The sequence below is a fragment of the Daejeonella sp. genome (genome assembly GCF_044348475.1).
Taxonomy (GTDB): Bacteria; Bacteroidota; Bacteroidia; order Sphingobacteriales; family Sphingobacteriaceae; genus Daejeonella.
The window spans coordinates 1-4,205 of sequence record NZ_JBIKSU010000130.1; the positions used below are offsets into that span (position 1 = coordinate 1).

Here is a 4,205-nt window from a genome sequence, read left to right on the forward strand (position 1 = left end):
TAATTTTAGACATTTTCTTTTTATTCTTTTACCCCTGAAAGTTCCGTATTCATTAAAATTTATTATTTCTAACTGGATTGAAATTGCTGTTCGATAGCCTCCAAAACATTCGCATCAGGCGATGCATTGGTGATCCAGCTGATTGCTACCAAACGGATAATCTGCTTCAAACTTTCATCCCGTATATAATTCACTGGCGATTTACCATCCATTCTGGCAAGCAGCATCAGCCCCAGATGCGGCAGAAGATTACGAACCTCGCCTTTATACGAATCAAGAAAAGCTCTGATCAAACCTAAAAGCTTTTCATATTTTTTAAGATGCCAGGCTTTCAGCATCAGATGTCCAAGACAATAGGCCAAATCAAATACCGGGTTTCCCCAATGCGCCACTTCAAAGTCGATCAGTACAATTTCACCATTTTTTTGAACCAGCATGTTTTTGGGTGAGAAATCACCATGTACCAAACAGGTTCTTTGTAGGCTGAGCTCATCAATAAGTTTAGTGATGTTTACTGTAAGTTCAGGATATTTTTGAATTAGGAAACGGTGAAAAGGATCAATTCTAAGCTGATTAAAATATTTCTGATCGCTGAATTCTGTTTTTTGTTCCTCATCAATTTTATCACTCTGCGAATGGATCTGGCTTAATAAAGCGGAAGCACTTTTTGCTGTATTGACATTAAAAACGCCACTCATCATGATATTCTTCCAAGTTTCAACACCCTCTTCGGCGCAGGTCATCATGTACACATGATTGGTATAATCAACATGCAACACCTTGGGAACATTTGAATTAGGAACAATTAGTTCGATCTGCTTCATCACCCGGTGTTCTCTGTGAATTCGCTCTACATCTGAAAACCAATCTGCTTGAACATCCAGTTTTTCAAGGGCCTGCTTGATTACCCAGCGATTATTGTTTTGTACGATTTTCCAAACCCGGCAAGACACCCCACCCGACAAATATTCAACATGAACACTGTCATCCCGACTTACAAGTAATTCTTGTATCAGGTATATTTTAACCTGTTCAATCGTATCAAGAATCATAAGATATTACCAATAAATACCGTACATGGCTACAACAAAGCCAATCACGATCAATGCTCCAACTGTAAATGCTGCCGTAGGGCGGAACATACTCCTGTCAATTTCGAGTCCATCTGCTAGTACTCCATTCCTGTTTTCGTACATGCTAATAATGTACATAAAAACCACGCAGATCACAAAAACAAAACCCATACGGTCAATGAAAGGAATTTCGAAAACCCCTTCGGCATTTGGGATTGCATAGCCTGAAGCATGAAGGAATTCCAGATCTACATAATTAGGTGATATCTTAAACAATACCGATAAAATAAAACCTCCGATAGTTGCAAAAAGCGCTGCATTGGAAGTGGTTTTTTTCCAGAAAAATCCTAAGATGAACATGGCAAAAATTCCGGGCGAAACAAATCCGGTATACTCCTGAATGTACTGGAATCCGCCTTTTTTATCAATTCCAAGATAGGGGGCAATGGCTACTGCCATGATCATAGAAATCACAATAACCCAGCGTCCTACCTGAACTTGCTTTTGCTCTCCGGCAGATGGATTAATTTTTTTCTTATAAATATCGAGTGTAAAGATGGTAGCAATACTATTGGCTTTACCCGCAAGTGATGCCACCACCGCGGCTGTCAATGCAGCGAAAGAAAGCCCCTTTAGCCCTACAGGAAGCAGGTTTAATAAAACCGGGTAGGCGCGATCACCAACTACTTCGCCATTCAGTGTCATTTCAGTAGTAAAAACACCTTCTTTATAAAGAACAAAGGCTGCAATACCAGGTAAAACAACAATTACAGGCATTAATAATTTAAGGAAAGCAGCAAATAGAATTCCGCTTCTAGCTGTTTGCAGATCTGCTCCTAGTGCTCTTTGTGTGATGTATTGGTTACAACCCCAGTAGTTTAGGTTCACGATCCACATACCACCAACCAATATGGCAAGGCCTGGAAGGTCCATGTAATATGGATCATCTTTCTTAAATATCATTTTAAAATGATCCGCAGAATTCTCAGTCATGAGGTTGAACCCGTTCAATGCACCAGATGATCCATAATGCTCAGCCACTAGATCGAGTGCAAGATAGGTGGTAACCAATCCACCAAGTATCAAAAACACAACTTGGATTACATCGGTATAGCCAATCACATTCATCCCACCAAGAGTAATGATTACGGCAAATACTGCCAGCGCAATCATACAAAGTCCGAAATCAAGCCCTGAGATACTACTGATTGCCAGCGCCCCCAAAAAGAGTATTGAAGTAAGATTGACAACCACATATAAAAGCAGCCAAAATACCGCCATAATCATAGCTACTGTATCGTTATACCTCGTTTTAAGAAACTGAGGCATGGTATAGATCTTATTCTTGAGATAAATAGGAATGAAAAAAACCGCTACAATGAGCAGGGTTATTGCCGCAAGCCATTCATAGGCTGCAATGGCAAGCCCCATGGTAAATCCAGATCCGCTCATCCCAATGAATTGTTCGGCTGAGATATTAGATGCAATTAATGATGCACCAATTGCCCACCAAGTGAGCGAGTCTTTGGCAAGAAAATAATCTTTAGAATCTTCATGCTTCTTTTTCTTGTACACGTACAAGCCGTAGGCACTAACAATAATGAAATAAATAAAGAATACTATATAGTCAGGAGTTTTCATATGCTTAACAGATTGAATGATTAAACCTATTAAAAATTTTGCACTTATTTACCCGCATATACTGTGATAAAAAATAAAGAACAAGAAATAACCAAGATAGAATGAAAGATGGCATTCAGTATGAAAATCAGGCAGAAGAAATTGTTCTTATTTAGAATCGGAAAAGTATGCTATTAATAGACAGTTAACTCTCCGCGCAAATCAGTTTCAAGGTATTCAGCAATTTTTTTATTGCTTTTTACATTGCCTAAGAGATACATCAGCTTGGTAACAGCAGCCTCAAAGGTCATGTCAAAACCACTTATAACCCCCATTTCCAGAAGTTTCCTGCTGGTTTCGTAGCGGCCAAGCTCTACAGTTCCTACCTTGCATTGCGAAATGTTAAGGATTAGCTTTCCTCCATCTATTGCTTCTTTTAACAAATCAAGAAACCATTCTTGAGTGGAGGTATTGCCTGAACCAAAGGTTTCCATAATTACTGCCTTGCATTCTGCTGAAAGGGCAGACTTTACTATTGCCGGACTAATACCGGGATATAATTTCAGAATCCCGATGGCACTATCCAGTTTAGTATGAAATTTGACCGGTTCTACACTTGGTTTCAGGATGACATTCTTATTGAATTTCAGATAAACACCGGCTTCAGCAAGAATGGGGTAGTTTGGAGATCTGAAGGCTTCAAACTTCTCTGAATTATATTTGAAAGAACGGTTAGCTCTGAAAAGTTTATAATCAAAATAGATGCATACTTCGGGAACTATTGATTTCCCTTTCCGCTTTTCTGCTGCGATTTCAAGAGCCGTGATCAAATTTTCTTTGGCATCGGTACGAATTCCATTGACAGGAAGCTGTGAACCAGTAAAAATTACTGGTTTACCTAAGTTTTCAATCATAAAACTCAGAGCCGATGCAGTGTACGACATGGTGTCTGAACCGTGCAGCACAACAAACCCATCGTAATGATCATATTCCTTTTTGATCAATTGAGCAAGCTCTTTATAAACCTCGGGGCTCATATTCGAAGAATCAATCAATGGATCAAATGAATGTACTTTAAATTGATATTTCAGCCTCTTAAGTTCGGGCACATGATCTGTGATCTGCTCAAAATTGAAAGGTACAAGCACCCCCGATTTTGGATCATTAATCATACCGATTGTTCCGCCGGTATAGATAATCAGAACATTAGTCATGGAATATTTTATTATTGTTAGGAACAGTAAAGATATAAAAAGTGCTCAAATGAGACTATTAAAGGTGAAATTTTTGGTTTTTTTGAAAACAATGTTTACAATTATTATTCATCTAAGGTAGGTAGCTAACTCCAAGTACTAGAAAACTCATATCAATCTTAAACAAATCGTCCATTCACTGAACCTCCGTTCACCTCTCTTCCGCATTGACTGGTGCGGCAATTACAACCCCAGCCTTCGCAGAACCTTTCATAGCAGCAGGCGCAGCGGCGGCATTTATTCGGTGTAGTTTATTGTT

Annotated in this window: 3 protein-coding genes; all 3 read right to left on the reverse strand. The window is 39.0% G+C overall.

Annotation, left to right across the window (positions count from 1 at the left end):
• Window positions 1–68: 68 nt before the first annotated feature.
• The 3 genes from ACIQZ6_RS12150 to ACIQZ6_RS12160 all read right to left on the reverse strand — a co-directional run bounded on the left by ACIQZ6_RS12150 (window position 69) and on the right by ACIQZ6_RS12160 (window position 3,907).
• Complete coding sequence (locus ACIQZ6_RS12150) at window positions 69–1,052, reverse strand: phosphotransferase family protein (protein WP_395811472.1); 984 nt, start codon at window positions 1,050–1,052, stop codon at window positions 69–71.
• Window positions 1,053–1,058: 6 nt separating this feature from the next.
• On the reverse strand, window positions 1,059–2,714 hold the full coding sequence (locus ACIQZ6_RS12155) for a sodium/sugar symporter (RefSeq protein ID WP_395811474.1): 1,656 nt from the start codon (window positions 2,712–2,714) through the stop codon (window positions 1,059–1,061).
• 173 nt (window positions 2,715–2,887) lie between these two features.
• On the reverse strand, window positions 2,888–3,907 hold the full coding sequence (locus tag ACIQZ6_RS12160; RefSeq protein ID WP_395811476.1) for an asparaginase: 1,020 nt from the start codon (window positions 3,905–3,907) through the stop codon (window positions 2,888–2,890).
• Window positions 3,908–4,205 lie beyond the last annotated feature (298 nt).

Excerpts from the sequence above, each read along its gene's own strand:
- ACIQZ6_RS12160 (WP_395811476.1), bottom strand. The coding sequence starts at position 3,907 with ATGACTAATGTTCTGATTATCTATACCGGCGGAACAATCGGTATGATT.
- ACIQZ6_RS12155 (WP_395811474.1), bottom strand. The coding sequence starts at position 2,714 with ATGAAAACTCCTGACTATATAGTATTCTTTATTTATTTCATTATTGTT.
- ACIQZ6_RS12150 (WP_395811472.1), bottom strand. The coding sequence starts at position 1,052 with ATGATTCTTGATACGATTGAACAGGTTAAAATATACCTGATACAAGAA.